This is a genomic window from Pseudomonas syringae, from assembly GCF_002157375.1.
Lineage (GTDB): Bacteria > Pseudomonadota > Gammaproteobacteria > Pseudomonadales > Pseudomonadaceae > Aquipseudomonas > Aquipseudomonas syringae_T.
This window is the reverse complement of the sequence record NZ_MTSA01000020.1, coordinates 1-16901: the sequence shown is the minus strand read 5'-3', so window position 1 is coordinate 16901 and position 16901 is coordinate 1. Positions and strand designations below refer to the sequence as shown.

Here is a 16901-nt window from a genome sequence, read left to right as displayed (position 1 = left end):
GCGAGACCCGATGGACGAACGCAGAAAAACCAGTACGTCGATAACCCCCTGAAAGGTTATCGACGTAACTGGCAGGAATGACGGTTTTCTATGCCGACAGCCAGGCTGTCAGCGATTGCCGGCACCATCTGGAACGAATACATAGCCGACGCCCCAGACGGTCTGGATGTAACGAGGCTTGGACGGATCCGGCTCGATCAGACGACGCAGACGGGAAATCTGTACGTCGATGGATCGCTCCAGCGCATCCCACTCCCGGCCTCGGGCCAGATTCATCAGCTTGTCACGGGTCAACGGCTCGCGGGCATGCATTACCAGCGCCTTGAGGACCGCGAACTCGCCGGTGGTGAGCATGTGTACTTCTTCGCCACGTTTCAGCTCGCGGGTCGCCAGCGACAGCACATAATCGCCAAAACTGACTGACTCGTCTTCACTGCCGGGCGCGCCCGGTACAGGAGCGGCCTGACGACGCAACACAGCCTTGACGCGCGCCATCAGCTCGTCCGGGTTGAACGGCTTGGCCAGGTAATCGTCAGCGCCCAGTTCGAGGCCCTTGATACGGCTCAGCTCATCGCCCTTGGCGGTCAGCATGATAATCGGCACCTGATTGTTCGCGGCACGCAGCCGGCGACACGCGGAAAGACCGTCTTCCCCAGGCAGCATCAAATCCAGCACCACAAGGTTGAAAACCTCACGGGCCAGCAATCGGTCCATTTGCTCCACGTTTGCCACAGCGCGGGCACGATAGCCCTTGCTGGTAAAAAAACGTTCCAGGAGACTGCTCAACCCCGGATCGTCATCGACAATCAGGATTTTTTCGCCTTCAGCATTTTGTGCGGTGCTGCTCATCGGATGCTCCTCTGATCTCGGGGCGCATTATGGCGTAGCTGCGGTGATGCGCACCGTGTGCATTGTTAGCAGATTTTACTGGGGGCGACACTTGCACATGCCTTTTCGCCAAAAAAACAGCGCGTTTGTCGGTCAATCCCCTAATCCGGCTTCGACGGGTATAATGCGCCGCCTCCAAAGTCAGGCAACGCCGGGCTTATAGCGGTTCGCCAGCACCGAACAAAATGCGGGCGAACGACAATCGGCAAGACAATTCGTACGAGCCCCGTTTTTTGCTCACAACTCCAGGTGGTCTTATGGACAGCATCAACAGCCGCATCGCCGAAGAACTCGGTGTACGCCCACAACAGGTCGCAGCGGCCGTAGCACTACTGGATGAAGGCTCGACCGTGCCCTTCATTTCCCGCTACCGCAAGGAAGTGACCGGCAGCCTCGATGACACTCAACTGCGCCATCTGGAAGAGCGCCTGCGCTACCTGCGTGAACTGGACGACCGGCGCGTCAGCATTCTTGCCAGCATCGAAGAGCAAGGCAAGCTGACCCCGGAGCTGGCCCGCGACATCAAGCTGGCCGACACCAAGACCCGCCTTGAAGATTTGTACCTGCCTTATAAGCAGAAACGCCGCACCAAGGGCCAGATCGCCCTTGAAGCGGGCCTCGGCGAGCTGGCCGACGGCCTGTTCAACGACCCGAGCCTGAACCCGGAGTCCGAGGCTGCGCGCTTTGTCGACGCCGAAAAAGGCGTGGCCGATGTCAAAGCTGCGCTGGAAGGCGCCAAGTACATCCTGATGGAGCGCTTTGCCGAAGACGCTTCGCTGCTGGACAAACTGCGCAGCTTCCTCAAGCAGGAAGCGGTCATCAGCGCACGCGTCGTGCCGGGCAAGGAAGAGGAAGGCGCCAAGTTCCGCGACTACTTCGAACACGACGAACCGCTCAAGAGCATGCCGTCGCATCGAGCGCTGGCTATTTTCCGTGGTCGCAATGAAGGCTTTCTCAGCAGCGCGTTGAAAGTCGGTGAAGAACTGCCGGGCGCCATGCACCCGTGCGAACTGATGATCGGCGAGCGCTTCGGTATCCAGAACCAGAACCGCGCTGCCGACAAGTGGCTGGCCGAGGTGGTGCGCTGGACCTGGAAGGTCAAGCTGTACAGCCATCTGGAGACTGACCTGCTGGGTGAGCTGCGCGAAGGCGCGGAAACCGAGGCCATCAACGTGTTCGCCCACAACCTGCACGACCTGCTGCTCGCCGCCCCGGCCGGCCAGCGCGCGACACTGGGCCTCGACCCGGGCCTGCGCACCGGCTGCAAGGTCGCCGTGGTGGACGCCACCGGCAAACTGCTCGACTACGCGACCGTTTACCCGCATGTACCGAAGAATCAATGGGACCAGACCATCGCCGTGCTGGCGGCGCTGTGCGCCAAGCACTCGGTCGACCTGATTGCCATCGGCAACGGCACCGCCAGCCGCGAAACCGACAAGCTGGCCGCCGATCTGATCAAAAAATACCCAGGCCTGAAAATGACCAAGGTCATGGTTTCCGAAGCCGGCGCATCGGTCTACTCCGCCTCCGAACTGGCCGCCAAGGAATTCCCGGACCTCGATGTGTCGATCCGTGGCGCGGTCTCCATCGCCCGTCGCTTGCAGGATCCGCTCGCCGAACTGGTGAAGATCGACCCGAAATCCATTGGTGTCGGTCAGTACCAGCACGACGTTTCACAGCTCAAGCTGGCCCGAGGCCTGGACGCGGTGGTCGAAGACTGTGTAAACGCCGTGGGCGTGGACGTAAACACCGCGTCGGTGGCCTTGCTGGCACGCATTTCCGGCCTCAACTTCACGCTGGCCCAGAACATCGTGGCGCATCGCGATGAAAACGGCGCGTTCAAGACCCGCGCGGCGCTGAAGAAAGTCAGCCGTCTGGGCGAGAAGACCTTCGAGCAGGCCGCCGGCTTCCTGCGCGTCATGACCGGTGACAACCCGCTGGATTCTTCCGCCGTTCACCCGGAAGCCTACCCGCTGGTGCAGCGTATTGCGGCTGAAACCGACCGTGATATTCGCTCGCTGATCGGCGACGCCAGCTTTCTCAAGCGTCTGGACCCGAAGAAATTCACCGACGAGACCTTTGGTCTGCCGACCGTGACCGACATTCTGCAAGAACTCGAAAAACCGGGCCGTGACCCGCGTCCTGAGTTCAAGACCGCCGAATTCCAGGACGGCGTCGAAGACCTCAAGGACCTGCAACCGGGCATGATCCTCGAAGGTGTTGTGACCAACGTCACCAACTTCGGTGCCTTCGTCGATATCGGCGTGCATCAGGACGGTCTGGTGCATATTTCGGCGCTGTCCGAAAAATTCATCAAAGACCCGCGTGAAGCGGTCAAGGCCGGCGATGTGGTCAAAGTGAAGGTCATGGAAGTCGATATCCCGCGCAAACGCGTCGGCCTGTCGATGCGCATGAGCGACACACCCGGCGAGAAGGTCGACGGTGCCCGCGGCGCACGCCCTGGCTCGGCGCCACGTCAGCAGAACAGCGCCCCGCGCAAGGAAACCTCGGCACCGGCACCGGCCAACAACGCGATGGCGTCGCTGTTCGCCAACGCCAAGCAGTTGAAGAAGCGCTGATGGACATTCCTGAAGACCTGACCCAAAGCGCCTACTTCAAGATGCTCGGCTGCGAGTTGCGGCGTCTTGACGAAGGCGTGGCCGAAGTCGCGCTGCCGCTGGAGGCGCATTTGCGCAACCGCGGCAATGTGATGCACGGCGGGGCAATCTTCAGCCTGGTCGATATCGCCATGGGGCTGGCCTGCTCCAGCGCCCACGGCTTCGACCAGCGCAGCGTGACCATCGAGTGCAAGATCAACTACGTGCGCGGCGTGTCCGAGGGCGAAGTCTTGTGCATCGCCAAGGTGCTGCATGCCGGGCGCAGGACGCTGGTGGTCGAGGCCGAAGTTGTCCAGGGCGACAAGCTCGTCGCAAAGGCTCAGGGCACGTTTGCGGTGATCTAGACTGGCTCGAAGGCTGTTGAAAGCAATCAATGCCAACGGAACCTAGCCGTATCGACATCATTTGGGTTAATTTCGGCACCATTAGCGTGGTGCCGAGTCCATTTGGGTGGTACGACGAAGTGCAATGATTGTGAACAGGCGTCAACGACCCGACCAGGCGACCACGCCAGCTCCTTTCCTCACCCTTGTAGACCGTCAAGTCCACCCCCATATCGGGGCGACCGATGCGTGAAGGATTACACCTTGAGCGAACTTTTAAACCGCCGTCTTGCCTTGCTCGGCGAGCGCAACAACCTCTCTTTGCTGGAGCAATGCCTGCACGGTATCGAGCGTGAATGCCTGCGCGTTACGACAACGGCAGAACTGGCGCGCACGCCCCACCCTCAAGCTCTGGGTGCAGCACTGACCAACGGCCAGGTCACGACCGATTATTCCGAGTCACTGCTGGAGTTCATTACCCCGGCGCTGAAAAACCCGGCCGATACGCTCGACAGCCTCGACAAGATCCATCGATTCGCCTACAGCAAGCTGAACAACGAGCTGCTCTGGAGCCCGTCGATGCCGTGCCCCTTGCCTGACGAAGCGCATATTCCAATCGCGTATTACGGCACGTCGAACATCGGCAAGCTGAAATACGTCTACCGCAAGGGCCTGGCGCTGCGTTATGGCAAGACCATGCAATGCATTGCCGGCATTCACTACAATTTCTCGCTGCCGGAAGACGCCTGGGCGTTGCTCAAGCAGACCGAAGAAGACGTTGCCGGCGATGCACGCGACTACCAGTCGCATGCCTACATTGCGCTGATCCGTAATTTCCGCCGCTACAGCTGGCTGCTGATGTACCTGTTCGGTGCTTCACCTGCGCTGGATGCCGGTTTCCTGCGCGGACGCGAGCACCAGCTGGAACACTTCGACGCCGACACGTTGTACCTGCCTTACGCCACCAGCCTGCGCATGAGCGATCTGGGTTACCAGAGCGACGCGCAGGCCGACCTGACGCCGTGCTACAACGATCTGGTCAGCTACACCGACAGCCTGCGCAAAGCCGTTGCGACGCCGTACAAACCTTACGTCGATGTCGGCACCCACGATCAGAACGGCGAGTGGATTCAGCTCAACACCAATGTGTTGCAGATCGAGAACGAGTACTACTCCAACATCCGTCCGAAGCGGGTGACCTATAGCGGCGAGCGCCCGATCCAGGCGCTGGTGGCCCGTGGCGTGCAATACGTCGAAGTGCGCTGCCTGGACATCAACCCGTTTCTGCCCACCGGCATCAGCCTGGAACAGTCACGCTTTATCGACGCGTTCGTGCTGTATTGCGCCCTTGAGGAAAGCCCGCAACTGGCCAGCCATGAGTGCTCCAATGCCAGTTCGAACTTCTTTTCGGTGGTCAAGGAAGGTCGCCGTCCGGACCTGAACCTGATGCGCAACAACAGCCCTGTCGCACTCAAGGCCTGGGCCACCGAGTTGCTGGAGAAAATCACGCCGATTGCCCGCCTGCTGGATCAAGCCCAAGGGATTGATGAGCACGTCAAATCGATTGCCGTGCAACAGGCCAAGATCGACGATACCGCCCTGACACCGTCAGCTCAGGTACTGGCGAGCATGAAAGCGCATAACGAAGGCTTTACGGCTTTCTCACTGCGCCAAAGCCAGGTCCACGCCGAATACTTCCGCACCCATCCGCTGAGCGCTGAAGACCAGGCACATTTCGAAGCACAGGCAAAAGCCTCTCTTGAAGAACAGGCCGAGCTGGAAGCGACAGAAGAAGTGGTGGATTTCGACACGTTCGTCGGGTCGTATCAGGCGAGCATCTTGTCGATCAGCAATTGAGCCGCGCAATTACTGTGGGAGTGAGCTTGCTCACGAAAGGGACGGTTCAAACGCCCCTTTCTTGGGGCTTGTACCAGCCTCTTCGTGAGCAAGCTCACTCCCACAAAATATAGCCAAGAGTGCTCTGCGTCCGCCCCCAGGCTTAAATCGCCTTTTCGAAAATCTTCGAATTACGCTGGTAGTTGTACAGCGACGCGCGGGCGCTGGGCAGGCGGTCGACGCTGCTGGGCTCGAAGCCGCGCTCGCGGAACCAGTGCGCGGTACGGGTGGTCAGCACGAACAGGGTTTTGATGCCCAACGCCCGGGCACGGTTTTCGATACGCTCCAGCAACTCGTCACCGCGTCCGCCGTGCCGGTATTCCGGGTTGACGGCCAGACACGCCAGCTCGCCTGACTCCGAGTCGGCAATCGGGTACAGCGCCGCACAGGCAATGATCAGCCCTTCCCGCTCGACCACACTGAACTGAGTGATCTCGCGCTCCAGCACTTCCCGAGAGCGCCGCACCAGGATGCCCTGCTCTTCCAGCGGCGTGATCAGGTCCATCAACCCGCCGACGTCCTCGATGGCCGCTTCGCGAACCAGTTCGAACTGCTCCTGCGCAACCAGCGTGCCGCCACCGTCGCGTGTAAACAGCTCGGTCAGCAGCGCGCCGTTCTCGGCGTAGCTGACGATATGGCTACGAGCCACGCCACCACGACAGGCTTCGGCTGCTGCATCGAGCAATTCGGCCTGATAGTTGCCGCCCAGCCGCTGCAAATGCGCGGGCACTTGCTGTGGGCGCAGTTCTCGTACCAACCGGCCCTGTTCATCCAGCAAACCGGTTTCTGCGCCGAACAGCAGCAGCTTGTCGGCGGCCAGATCGATGGCAGCCCGCGTGGCGACGTCTTCGCAGGCCAGATTGAAAATCTCGCCGGTCGGTGAATAACCCAACGGCGACAGCAGCACGATATGGCGCTCGTCCAGCAAGCGATTGATGCCCTTGCGATCAACCCGACGCACTTCGCCGGTGTGCTGGTAATCGACCCCTTCCAGCACGCCGATAGGCCGTGCAGTCACCACGTTGCCGCTGGTCACCCGCAGCCGCGAACCTTGCATGGGCGAGGCTGCCATGTCCATCGACAGGCGCGCTTCAATCGAAATGCGCAACTGGCCAACGGCATCGATCACGCACTCCAGCGTCTCGGTATCGGTGATACGCAGGTCGCGATGGTAGCGCGGTGTAATGCCGCGCTGGGCCAGACGGCTTTCGATCTGTGGGCGCGAGCCATGCACCAGCACCAGCCGCACACCCAGACTGTGCAACAGCACCAGGTCGTGGACGATGTTACCGAAGTTAGGGTGCGCAACGCCGTCGCCGGGGAGCATGACGACAAAAGTACAATCGCGGTGGGCATTGATGTAGGGAGACGCATGGCGAAGCCAGTTGACGTATTCGGGCATGACAACAAGAGCCTGTAGAAAAAATGGACGAAGAGAAAAAGCACGCACAACGGTGTGGTGGTTATCGTCGGAACAGGCTTGGCAACACGCGCAATCTCCTTGTATTCAACCTGTGTAAAACCTGACTCACTGAGGCGTCAGGCAATAATGTTCAATCAGTTGGCTTAACAGACGCACTGTAGGGTCCAGACGTGACATTTCGAGGTATTCCCCCGGCTGATGCGCACAAGCGATATCGCCTGGGCCCAGCACCAGCGTCTCGCAACCGAGGCGCTGAAGATAAGGCGCTTCGGTGCCGAATGCTACTGCCGCCGCCGTATGACCCGTCAGTCGTTCAGCAACACGCACCAGCTCGGCATCGGCCACCTGCTCGAACGGCGCACACTCGGGGAACAGTGGAGCGTAGTCGATCTGCACCTGATGCAACTCGGCCAGCGGCTGCAGTTTCTGCCGGATGGCCGAGCGCAATACGTCAGGGTCCATGCCCGGCAGCGGACGCAGGTCGAATTCCAGCGAGCACTGACCACAGATCCGGTTCGGGTTGTCGCCGCCATGAATGCAGCCCAGGTTCAAGGTCGGTTGCGGCACCGTGAACTGCGGATTGCGGTATTGCGACTGCCATTGCGTGCGCAGGCCTTTGAGTTCGCTGATCGCGTCGTGCATGGCTTCCAGCGCGCTGTGCCCCAGACTCGGGTCAGACGAATGGCCGCTGCGCCCGAGAATATGGATGCGCTCCATCATCACGCCTTTGTGCATGCGGATCGGCTTGAGCCCGGTCGGCTCGCCGATCACTGCCGCACGCCCCAACGGACGTCCGGCGTCTGCCAGCGCCCGCGCGCCAGCCATCGAGCTTTCTTCGTCGCAAGTGGCGAGGATCAGCAATGGCTGTTTGAACGGCTGATCCAGCAGCCCACGCACCGCCTCGATCACCAGCGCGAAGAACCCCTTCATGTCACAACTGCCCAGCCCGACCCAGCGGCCATCGACTTCGGTCAGCTTCAGCGGATCGGTTTTCCACAAGGCCTCGTCAAACGGCACTGTGTCGCTGTGGCCTGCCAGCACCAGACCGCCAGGGCCGGTGCCAAAGGTTGCCAGCAAGTTGAACTTGCCGGGTGACACCTGCTGGATATCACAGGCAAAACCCAAGTCCCCGAGCCACCCGGCCAGCAGATCAATGACGGGACGGTTGGTCTGGTCCAGGGAAGGCTGAGTGCAGCTTACCGACGGCGCAGCGATCAAGGCGGCGAACTGGTCTTTCATGGACGGCAACGGCATGGACGCTTCCTGTAATCAAGACGAAACACGGCCCATCATAGGGCCATAGCAACCCAGGAATAAACCGTTTCGGGCCATGTCCTGTACACTGGCGCCATCAGCAGCCGTTCCGTCATGGGCTGCGCTCCCGTTATTCGTATCAGCGTTTGGATTCCCCCGGCCATGCAAAAAGAAACAGAAATCAAACTCCGCGTCAGCCGCGAGACCCTCGCTGCATTGCGCGAACACCCGTTGCTCAAGAAGCGCAACAAGAGTGGCTGGGAACGCCTGGAACTGTCGAACCAGTATTTCGACACCCCTGAGCGCGAGCTGGCCCAAGCTAAGGTGGCCCTGCGCATCCGCCGTGACGGCGATCAGATCATCCAGACCCTGAAGACGCGCGGGCAAAGCATTGCCGGCCTGTCCGAACGCAATGAATACAACTGGGACCTGGCCAAAGCCAAACTGGACCTGAAAAAGCTCGAAGGCGATTGCTGGCCCGAGTCATTGGCCGAGCTGGACAAGAAAACCATCAAGCCATTGTTCACCACCGACTTCGTGCGTGAAAAAGCCGAAATCGCCTGGGGTCGCGGTAAGACCAAAGTCGTGATCGAGGCCGCGCTGGACCTGGGCCAAGTGATTGCCGGCAAGCAGAAAGAAGAAATCTGCGAGCTGGAGCTTGAGCTGCGCGAAGGTGACCCTGCCGCCCTGCTGGAGCTGGCCGCCGAACTGGCGGCTACCCTGCCGCTGATGCCGTGCGACATCAGCAAGGCCGAGCGCGGTTATCGCCTGCTCGACGCCAGCAGTTACTCGCTGAGCCTGCCAGCCCCGACGCTGGACGCAGAAACCCCGCTGGATGACGCTTACTCGGCGCTGGCCTGGCACCTGCTGGGCAGCAGTCAGCGTCTGGCCGAGCAATACCGGTTCAATGGTCACTGGCGTCTGCTGCAGGACTGGGTCGAGATGCTCGCCGAACTGCGCGCCCTGACCAGCAGCCTCGGCCAGGCTGCGCCACGCACCTCGACGGCCCAGTTGCGCGCTTCGCTGGATGCGCTGCTCGAAGACTGGCGCCCGCTGGTTCAGGCCGGTCAGGACGATGCCGATGTACGTGGCGCGGCGCACGAGCAGTTCCTCGAAGAATTGCAGGACACGCGCTGGGGCGAGTTCTCGTTGAACACCTCACGCTGGCTGCTGACCCGCAGCTGGACCGCCGAACGCAATACACGCGGCAACCGACAGGGCGCAGCCCTGCTGAGCAGCTGGCTGCCGCGCCTGCTGGGCGAAGAAGCGACGTCACTGCAACTGAGCCGTTACCAGCAGCAGCCGGAAGACCTGGCCGAGCAACTGCCACGTATCGAACGCCTGCAGGCCTGGTTGCACTGGGCACGCAGCGCGCTGGACCTGCCGGAACTGGACCGCCTGTACGGCGAAATGCGCAAGCTGGAAGAACTGGCGCATCTGGACATCAGCGACGAAGTCCTCGATGCCCGCGTGCAGCAAGCCATCACCGTGTTCCAGAGCCGCGCGTGGAAGACCTTGTTGCGTTTGTAAGGCTGGATCAGAAACCGTAGAAGTGGACCAAGTGACGCTTCGTCGGTCTACGATCTCCCGGACTATGTAGGAGCGGACTCATCCGCGAAGGCGACGGTTCAGACACAGAAAATGCATCGGATGTACTGGCCCATTCGCGAGCAAGCTCGCTCCCACTAAGTATGATTATCGTGCCGGCGCTCTGCGTCGGTACGCTGTTCTCCAGCCCGGGCATCAGCCCCGCTAGCGCAACAACGGCAGGCTGGTGGTGGATTTGATTTCTGACAGGGCCACTGTCGAGTTCACTTCCTGAATACCGGGCACCAGCGACAGCTTTTCGAAGAAGAATCGCTCATACGCCTCGATGTCCGGTGTCACGATGCGCAGCAGGAAGTCCACCGACCCCATCAGCACGTAGCACTCCAATACCTCTGAAAAACCACGAATCGCGTCGGTGAACTCGGTGAAGTTGGAGCGGCCGTGAGCGTTGAGTTTGACCTCGGCGAAAATCTGCGTGTTCAGGCCGATTTTCTTGCGGTCCAGCAACGCGACCTGCCGACGGATTACCCCTTCGTCCTTGAGCCGCTGGATGCGCCGCCAGCAGGGCGATTGCGACAGACCGACCTGCTCGGCGATCTGCGCACTGGACAGCGAAGCGTCGTCCTGAAGCAGCGCCAGAATCTTGCGGTCGTACACATCCAGATCGATTTGCATAATTAATTTCCGGCAGTGGATTTCTACGCATTAACAAGTCGCCACAAGACTAATCCAGTTGATGATGGACCAGAAATTTCTTTTTTCTCATGCAAAGATTTCCACCATCGTTCTGGAGAATCAGCATGCCCAACCTTGAAGCCGTTGCCGCCCTTTCGCACCGCCCCGATCACTGGTCAGCCAGCGCGGCTTCATGCTGCGCGCGCTACCAGATTGTTGCCGAAGCCGAGCCGGCGTTGCTCTGCCAAGTGCTGAACCTGTTTGCGATGCAGTACCTGATTCCCGAACGCCTCAGCGTTGTTCAGCAGGAAAGGACGCTGGTCATCGACCTCCACGTCGCCAAACTGAGTGGGCATCGGGCCCAGGTCATTGGTGAAAAAATGCGCAACCTGATCGACGTCTGCTCGGTGAAGGTCGAACAAGTCGATGCCCTCGATACGCCGCAGACTCACGTCGCCCTGGCCACCGGCTGAATCAATTTAGTCGCTCCGGTAATTCCCGGTCGCATAGAACGAGTAACGCTGTCACGCTTGGCGTCTACTCTTGTTCATCGTCCAATGACGAATTGCCTCAAGGAGCACGCATGGCAGCCCTGGCCCCCTCTTCACAGGATCGCTGGCTCGATCTGAACGATGTGTTGCGTGACCTGGTCGCTGAAGGCTTTCTTGGCCAGGACGACTCGGAGACGGCGCTCATCCAGCGCCGCAGTGCGGTGAACATTCAGTTGCACCCGCTCGAATTTATCGCGTCGCTGCAGTTCGACGACTTGAAGCGGCCCGGCAAAAAGCTGGACGTGGAAACCCTGACCGCCTGGCTGGCAAAAACCTGCGGCCAGCCCTACATGCGCATCGACCCGCTGAAGATCAATGTCGCAGCGGTCACGCCGTTGATGTCCTATGCGTTTGCCCAGCGTCACAAGATTCTTGCCGTGGCGGTTGACCGGGAAACGGTGACCATCGCCAGTGCCCAGCCGTATGTTCGCTCGTGGGAGGCCGACCTTTCCCATGTGCTCAAGCTTCAGGTGAAGCGTGTGGTCGCCAACCCGACAGACATCCAGCGCATGGCGATGGAGTTTTTCAGGCTGGCAAAATCGGTCAGCGGCGCCAACGCTTCCGAACAGAAAATGAGCAACATGGGCAACTTCGAACAGTTGCTCAAGCTCGGCGCCAGCGATCAGGAGCCGGACGCCAACGACGCACACATCGTCAATATCGTCGACTGGCTGTTCCAGTACGCGTTCCAGCAACGTGCCAGCGACATTCACATCGAACCGCGTCGCGAGCAGGGCACGGTGCGTTTTCGCATTGATGGCGTGTTGCACAACGTCTATCAGTTTCCGGCACAGGTCATCATGGCGATTGTCAGCCGCCTGAAAAGCCTGGGGCGGATGAACGTCGCCGAGAAACGCAAACCGCAGGACGGACGGGTCAAGACCACCACGCCTGAAAACCGCGAAGTGGAGCTGCGGCTATCAACACTGCCGACAGCATTCGGCGAGAAGATGGTGATGCGGATTTTCGATCCGGAAGTGCTGCTCAAGGACTTCGACCAGTTGGGATTTTCCAGCGATGACCTGCGTCGCTGGCAGGAAATGACCCGCCAGCCCAACGGTATCATTCTGGTCACCGGCCCGACCGGTTCGGGCAAGACCACCACGCTGTACACCACCCTCAAGAAGCTGGCGACGTCGGAGGTCAACCTCTGCACCATCGAAGACCCTATCGAGATGGTCGAGCCGGCCTTCAACCAGATGCAAGTGCAGCACAACATCGAGCTGAGCTTCGCCTCCGGGGTACGTGCGTTGATGCGACAAGACCCGGATATCATCATGATCGGCGAAATTCGCGACCTGGAGACAGCAGAAATGGCTATCCAGGCTGCGCTGACCGGGCACCTGGTGCTATCGACGCTGCACACCAACGATGCGCCCAGCGCGATCAGCCGCATGCTGGAGCTGGGCGTGCCGCATTACCTGCTCAAGGCGACGATCCTCGGCGTCATGGCCCAGCGCCTGGTGCGGACGCTGTGCCCGCACTGCAAGGCGCCGATCAACCTGAACGAAACCGACTGGCAAACCCTCACCCGCCCCTGGCAAGCGCCTGTACCGGCCGGCGCGCATCAGGCCGTCGGCTGCGTGGAGTGTCGCGATACCGGCTATCGGGGCCGGGCCGGGGTCTACGAGATCATGGTTATGTCGGACAACATCAAGGCATTGATCTCCGCAGACCTGGACCTGACCGCCATGCGCCGACAGGCGTTCAAGGAGGGCATGCGCAGCTTGCGCCTGTCCGGTGCTCAGAAAGTCTCGGCAGGGCTGACTACACTGGAAGAAGTGCTGCGGGTTACCCCACAGAGCGAACAACGCTGAGCCGGGTTCAACGCCCGGTTTTCAGCCGCCGTGCAGGTACGTTTCGTCAGCTAGCCCCGCTAAAGTGAACTAGGTGGTACACGTTGATTGAACTAGTTTGAGGCTTTGCCTATCCAACCCCTCAGAATAACCACAGTTGGAGTACCATATCATGCGTCTCAAGTTTGCTGTCGCCACCGTAGCCTTGCTTTCCATCCCTATGGGTTCAGCGATGGCTGACACCTTTTGGCGTAATGTGCTGTCCTCGGGTGCCACCACCGGCTCGACTTACCTCACTTTCAAAGATCACAAGCTGATCGTCGCCGCTCAGGACGATGCCGGCAGTTATGTCGCCAGCAACGGCAACATCCGTGGTCCTTTCCTGGAAGCAGCCATTCAGCAGGTGCGTATCGATAATCCGGGCCTGAAAGCCACCGACATGGAATTGGCCAACGCGATCCTGGACAAGAACCTGGTCGCTGAAAACCAATAAGCGTCACGCATAAAAAATGCCGCTCGATGAGCGGCATTTTTTTGCCCGGCGATTACTCGCCGATGGCGCTTTTATAGCCTGCCGTGTCCAGCAATTTAGCCAAATCAGCTTCAGCGTCCGCTGGCTTCAGCTTGAAGATCCAGGCGCTGTACGGTTCGCTGTTGAGCGACTCGGGCGAATCGCCCAAAGCGTCGTTGACTTCAATGACTTCGCCTGCAACCGGCGAGTAGATGTCCGAAGCCGCCTTGACCGACTCGACAACACCCGCAGCGTCACCGGCAGCGAACTCTTTGCCGATTTCCGGCAGCTCGACGAACACCACATCGCCCAGCGCTTCCTGTGCATGATCCGAGATACCGACGGTCACGGTGCCGTCAGCCTCCAGACGCGCCCATTCATGGCTTTCAGCGAAACGCAGCTCGGCGGGAATATTGCTCATTTAGTCATCCTCACAATCGGGTCAGCGGAAAACCCGCCACAGGGTTAAATCAACGTTTTGCCATGCCGCACAAAAGCGGGCTGCACCACCCGCACCGGATACCACTTGCCGCGGATTTCCACCTCGGCCCGGTCGGCGGTTGCCATCGGAACGCGCGCCAGGGCAATGGATTTGCTCAGCGTAGGAGAGAAACTACCACTGGTGATCTTACCATCGCCAATTTCTGCAACGCGTACTACCTGCTGAGCCCGCAAAACACCACGCTCTTCAAGGACCAGGCCGACAAGTTTGAAGGCAATGCCGTTGGCGCGCTCACGTTCCAGCGCCTTGCGACCGATGAAATCACGCTCGGCGGGCTCCCAGGCGATACTCCAAGCCATGTTCGAGGCCAGCGGTGAGACGTGCTCATCAATGTCCTGACCATACAGGTTCATGCCCGCCTCAAGACGCAGTGTATCGCGCGCGCCCAGCCCGATCGGGGAAATACCGGCACCGATCAGTTCATTGAAAAAACGATGGGCTTCGTCGGCAGGCAGCATGATTTCCAGGCCGTCCTCGCCGGTGTAACCGGTGCGCGCGATGAACCAGTCGCCCTCATCAATGCCTTCGAACGGCTTGAGCTGGCGAATGAGTTGAGCACGCGAGCTGGAAACCAGATCGGCGATGCGGTTTCTGGCCTGTGGCCCCTGAATGGCCAGCATTGCCATCCCGCTGCGCGGGACCGGTTGCACATCGAAGTCGCCCAGTTGCGACTGCATCCAGGTAAGGTCCTTCTCGCCGGTCGCGGCGTTGACGACCAACCGATAACCTTCGGGTGTCAGGTAGACAATCATGTCGTCGATGACCCCGGCGCTTTCATCCAGCATGGCGCTGTACAAGGCGCGGCCGGGGCTTCGGAGCCTGTCTACATCGTTGGCCAGCAGGTGGCGCAGCCAGCTTTTGGCCTCTGGGCCGACCACATCGATCACGTTCATGTGAGAGACATCGAAGACCCCACAGTCGCGACGCACCTGATGGTGTTCCTCGACCTGCGATCCATAATGCAATGGCATGTCCCAGCCGCCAAAATCGACCATTTTCGCCCCGAGGGCGAGGTGCAGGTCGAACAGGGGGGTACGCTGTCCCATGGGTTTCTCCTTCCGGGCGTGGCGAAGGTGCGGGCAGAGAGCATCGGCAAGCCCCCCATAAACCGAAGTTTGCAGCACCTTACAGCTGACCGAATAATCTGACAGACCGCACCAATTGCGGCGCATTGTAGCCGCTAGGTGAGGGACCCGCACCTAACCAATCTGACGGGCAGAGCGCCGAATCAACACAATGACGGGTAATAATCCTACAAGCACAAGCGACAAAGCTGGCAATGCTGCTCGCGCCCACTCGCCCTCACTGGTCATTTCGAAGATGCGCACGGCCAGCGTGTCCCAGCCAAACGGGCGCATCAGCAGGGTCGCGGGCATTTCCTTGAGCACATCGACAAACACCAGAAGCGCTGCACTAAGGGCGCCAGGCACCAGAAGCGGCAGGTACACGTTGAGAAACAACTTTGGCCCGCTGACACCCAGACTGCGGGCCGCTTCGGGCAGTGAAGGCCGAATACGCGACAGGCTGTGCTCCAGCGGGCCGAACGCCACGGCAATGAACCGCACCAGATACGCCAGCAACAGCGCCGACAGGCTACCCAGCAACAGCGGCTTGCCCGCCCCTCCCAGCCAGCCCGAAAGCGGCACCACCCATTCGCGGTCCAGATAACTGAACGCCAGCATGATGGACACCGCCAGCACCGAGCCTGGCAGCGCGTAGCCAAGGTTGGCGAGGCTGACGCCCGAGCGGATGACGGGCGTAGGCGCCATCCGTCGGGCAAAGGCCAGAATCAACGCAACACTGACCGTGATCAACGCTGCCAGACCGCCCAGATAGAGGGTATGCAGGATGAGGCCGGCGTAACGCTCGTCCAGATCGAAACGGCCACGCTGCCAGACCCAGATAATCAATTGCAGCACGGGCACGACAAAAGCGCAGGTAAACACCAACCCACACCAGAAACTGGCGGCCCATGCCTTGATGCCGCGCAGCGTATAGAGCGCAGCAGCGCGAGGCCGCTCGTTGGTCGGGCGGCTCGCGCCTCTGGCCCGGCGCTCGCCGTACAGCAGGATCAACACGGCCAGAAGCAACAGACTCGCCAGCTGCGCGGCGCTGGACAGGCTGAAGAAGCCATACCAGGTCTTGTAGATGGCGGTGGTGAAGGTGTCGAAATTGAACACCGAGACCGCGCCGAAATCCGCCAGGGTTTCCATAAGCGCCAGGGCCACTCCCGCACCAATCGCCGGGCGCGCCATTGGCAACGCCACGCGCCAGAAGGCCTGCAGCGGCGAGTGACCCAACACCCGCGCGGCTTCCATCAATCCTTTGCCCTGCGCCAGAAACGCAGTCCGGGCCAGCAGGTAGACGTAGGGATAGAAGACCAGCACCAGCACGATGATCACGCCACCGGTAGAGCGCACCCGCGGCAGACGCAGGCCGGCGCCGAACCATTCGCGCATCAGGCTCTGCACCGGCCCGGAAAAATCCAGCAGCCCGACGAAGACAAACGCCAGTACGTAAGCGGGGATTGCGAACGGCAGCATCAACGCCCAGTCGAGCCAGCGCCTGCCGGGGAACTCACACAGGCTGGTCAGCCAGGCCAGGCTCACGCCCAGCAGCGTCACGCCGACACCGACGCCCAGCAGCAAAATCAGCGTGTTGCTGAGCAGCCGCGACATCTGGGTCTCGAGCAGGTGTGACCAGATCTGCGTATCGAGAGTCCCCCACGACAACAGCAAAACACTCAGCGGCAGCACCACCAGCGCAGCGATGCCGAAAACCAGTGGGTACCAGCGGCGTTGGACAGGATGGGCCAAGGGGTTCTCGACATAAGGATTGATAGGTGAGCATGGGGCTTTGCCCGCAAGATCCCTGTGGGAGTGAGCTTGCTCACGAACAGATGATCCAGACACCCCA

Annotated in this window: 14 protein-coding genes; 7 read left to right on the top strand and 7 right to left on the bottom strand. The window is 60.4% G+C overall.

Going from position 1 to position 16901, the window contains the following annotated elements:
* Positions 1 to 108 precede the first annotated feature (108 nt).
* Positions 109 to 849: an osmolarity response regulator transcription factor OmpR gene (ompR, locus tag BW686_RS22095; RefSeq protein ID WP_005887962.1), complete on the bottom strand. Its 741-nt coding sequence runs from the start codon at positions 847 to 849 to the stop codon at positions 109 to 111.
* 296 nt (positions 850 to 1145) lie between these two features.
* Here ompR and BW686_RS22090 point away from each other — a divergent pair, with 296 nt between their 5' ends.
* From BW686_RS22090 to gshA, 3 genes are all read left to right on the top strand, one after another.
* Positions 1146 to 3467 carry a Tex family protein gene (locus BW686_RS22090; protein ID WP_084919589.1) on the top strand — a complete coding sequence of 774 codons (2322 nt, stop codon included), beginning with the start codon at positions 1146 to 1148 and terminating at the stop codon, positions 3465 to 3467.
* Entirely contained in the window at positions 3467 to 3850 is a 384-nt protein-coding gene (locus BW686_RS22085) for a PaaI family thioesterase (protein ID WP_084919588.1), read from the top strand. Before BW686_RS22090 ends, BW686_RS22085 begins: the two co-directional genes overlap by 1 nt.
* Positions 3851 to 4093: 243 nt before the next feature.
* Positions 4094 to 5686 carry a glutamate--cysteine ligase gene (gshA, locus tag BW686_RS22080; protein WP_084919587.1) on the top strand — a complete coding sequence of 531 codons (1593 nt, stop codon included), beginning with the start codon at positions 4094 to 4096 and terminating at the stop codon, positions 5684 to 5686.
* 142 nt (positions 5687 to 5828) lie between these two features.
* On the opposite strand, the gene argA is transcribed toward gshA, so the two are convergent.
* Both argA and argE read right to left on the bottom strand, forming a co-directional pair.
* Positions 5829 to 7127, bottom strand: coding sequence for an amino-acid N-acetyltransferase (gene argA, locus BW686_RS22075; protein WP_084919586.1), 1299 nt, complete (start codon positions 7125 to 7127; stop codon positions 5829 to 5831).
* Positions 7128 to 7253: 126 nt separating this feature from the next.
* Positions 7254 to 8402: an acetylornithine deacetylase gene (gene argE, locus BW686_RS22070; RefSeq protein ID WP_084919585.1), complete on the bottom strand. Its 1149-nt coding sequence runs from the start codon at positions 8400 to 8402 to the stop codon at positions 7254 to 7256.
* A 162-nt stretch (positions 8403 to 8564) separates the two neighbouring features.
* On the opposite strand from argE, the gene BW686_RS22065 reads away from it, so the two are divergent.
* A complete protein-coding gene (locus BW686_RS22065; RefSeq protein ID WP_179149355.1) occupies positions 8565 to 9932 on the top strand; it encodes a CYTH domain-containing protein in 1368 nt (455 codons plus the stop codon).
* Between the two features lie 222 nt (positions 9933 to 10154).
* Here the strand turns inward: BW686_RS22065 and BW686_RS22060 are convergent, their stop codons facing one another.
* The gene (locus BW686_RS22060) at positions 10155 to 10625 is read right to left on the bottom strand and encodes an Lrp/AsnC family transcriptional regulator (protein ID WP_084919583.1); all 471 of its coding nucleotides are present in this window, start codon (positions 10623 to 10625) and stop codon (positions 10155 to 10157) included.
* Between the two features lie 125 nt (positions 10626 to 10750).
* Here BW686_RS22060 and BW686_RS22055 point away from each other — a divergent pair, with 125 nt between their 5' ends.
* From BW686_RS22055 to BW686_RS22045, 3 genes are all read left to right on the top strand, one after another.
* Positions 10751 to 11098, top strand: coding sequence for a hypothetical protein (locus BW686_RS22055; RefSeq protein WP_084919582.1), 348 nt, complete (start codon positions 10751 to 10753; stop codon positions 11096 to 11098).
* A gap of 110 nt (positions 11099 to 11208) precedes the next feature.
* A complete protein-coding gene (locus BW686_RS22050) occupies positions 11209 to 12993 on the top strand; it encodes a GspE/PulE family protein (protein ID WP_084919581.1) in 1785 nt (594 codons plus the stop codon).
* A gap of 151 nt (positions 12994 to 13144) precedes the next feature.
* The gene (locus BW686_RS22045; protein WP_084919580.1) at positions 13145 to 13465 is read left to right on the top strand and encodes a DUF2388 domain-containing protein; all 321 of its coding nucleotides are present in this window, start codon (positions 13145 to 13147) and stop codon (positions 13463 to 13465) included.
* 52 nt (positions 13466 to 13517) lie between these two features.
* On the opposite strand, the gene gcvH is transcribed toward BW686_RS22045, so the two are convergent.
* The 3 genes from gcvH to BW686_RS22030 form a co-directional block, all read right to left on the bottom strand.
* Positions 13518 to 13904, bottom strand: a complete 387-nt coding sequence (gcvH, locus tag BW686_RS22040) for a glycine cleavage system protein GcvH (protein ID WP_084919579.1) — start codon at positions 13902 to 13904, stop codon at positions 13518 to 13520.
* Between the two features lie 44 nt (positions 13905 to 13948).
* Entirely contained in the window at positions 13949 to 15031 is a 1083-nt protein-coding gene (gene gcvT, locus BW686_RS22035) for a glycine cleavage system aminomethyltransferase GcvT (protein ID WP_084919578.1), read from the bottom strand.
* A 153-nt stretch (positions 15032 to 15184) separates the two neighbouring features.
* Positions 15185 to 16801, bottom strand: coding sequence for an ABC transporter permease (locus BW686_RS22030; RefSeq protein WP_084919577.1), 1617 nt, complete (start codon positions 16799 to 16801; stop codon positions 15185 to 15187).
* Positions 16802 to 16901: the final 100 nt, after the last annotated feature.

Coding starts and splice junctions, on each gene's coding strand:
- ompR (WP_005887962.1), bottom strand. CDS start 849: ATGAGCAGCACCGCACAAAATGCTGAAGGCGAAAAAATCCTGATTGTC.
- BW686_RS22090 (WP_084919589.1), top strand. CDS start 1,146: ATGGACAGCATCAACAGCCGCATCGCCGAAGAACTCGGTGTACGCCCA.
- BW686_RS22085 (WP_084919588.1), top strand. CDS start 3,467: ATGGACATTCCTGAAGACCTGACCCAAAGCGCCTACTTCAAGATGCTC.
- argA (WP_084919586.1), bottom strand. CDS start 7,127: ATGCCCGAATACGTCAACTGGCTTCGCCATGCGTCTCCCTACATCAAT.
- argE (WP_084919585.1), bottom strand. CDS start 8,402: ATGCCGTTGCCGTCCATGAAAGACCAGTTCGCCGCCTTGATCGCTGCG.
- BW686_RS22065 (WP_179149355.1), top strand. CDS start 8,565: ATGCAAAAAGAAACAGAAATCAAACTCCGCGTCAGCCGCGAGACCCTC.
- BW686_RS22060 (WP_084919583.1), bottom strand. CDS start 10,625: ATGCAAATCGATCTGGATGTGTACGACCGCAAGATTCTGGCGCTGCTT.
- BW686_RS22055 (WP_084919582.1), top strand. CDS start 10,751: ATGCCCAACCTTGAAGCCGTTGCCGCCCTTTCGCACCGCCCCGATCAC.
- BW686_RS22050 (WP_084919581.1), top strand. CDS start 11,209: ATGGCAGCCCTGGCCCCCTCTTCACAGGATCGCTGGCTCGATCTGAAC.
- BW686_RS22045 (WP_084919580.1), top strand. CDS start 13,145: ATGCGTCTCAAGTTTGCTGTCGCCACCGTAGCCTTGCTTTCCATCCCT.
- gcvH (WP_084919579.1), bottom strand. CDS start 13,904: ATGAGCAATATTCCCGCCGAGCTGCGTTTCGCTGAAAGCCATGAATGG.
- gcvT (WP_084919578.1), bottom strand. CDS start 15,031: ATGGGACAGCGTACCCCCCTGTTCGACCTGCACCTCGCCCTCGGGGCG.